The organism is Catenulispora rubra, assembly GCF_015356825.1.
Classification (GTDB): domain Bacteria; phylum Actinomycetota; class Actinomycetes; order Streptomycetales; family Catenulisporaceae; genus Catenulispora; species Catenulispora rubra.
On record NZ_JAACYW010000693.1, the window covers coordinates 1 to 631 of the forward strand.

The 631-nt window shown below is 72.4% G+C and carries 1 protein-coding gene; it reads right to left on the reverse strand.

The window, feature by feature from the left end; genetic code table 11:
* Positions 1 to 167: 167 nt before the first annotated feature.
* On the reverse strand, positions 168 to 631 hold a 464-nt coding region (locus GWK61_RS54985), incomplete at its 5' end, for a hypothetical protein (protein ID WP_194922354.1).

The following is a 631-nucleotide window of genomic DNA, read 5'->3' on the forward strand; positions in this document are numbered from 1 at the left end:
GTCCCCCGCCCGGTCCCTCGCCGCCGGGTCCCGGGCCGCCGTCCGAGCCAACGGCACCCTCTCCTCCCTCTACCCCGTCCACAGTCCGTCGCCTCCGATCTCGATCGTGGTGAAGTGGTCGGCCGACGGCGGCGGATTGCCGTCGGACTCCGCAGGCACGCTCATGCTCACTGCGAGCCCGATGCACAGTGCGCGGACTGCCACGTGCTGATGTTCCCGACGGCAGTCATGAAGGCCGGATCCTGCGTCTGGGTCTGGGCGTCGGCCCCGTCGGCGATCCGGCCGACGACCGTGGCGGCCTCCGTCACGTCCGGCCCGATCTCCGTGGGCGTGGCCTGCTTCATCTGCTCCATGGTGGTCTTGAGCTTGGCCACGCTCGCCGGGGTGTTGTCCACCTGCGTCAGCTCGGTCTCGAAGTCGCTGAGCACCGCGCAGTAGCTGTCACCGGCGGCAGCCGGCGCGCTCGAATCCGCCGACGATGTGTTCGGATCGGCGCTCGGCGCCGAGGTCGTGGAAGTCGCCGAGGCCGTCGACGGCGCGGCGCCGCCAGCCGACCCGGCCGCCCCCGAACCCGTCGCCGACGCCGACGCCGACCCCGCAGTACCCGCAGCCCCAGCTGCCCCCCTAGTAG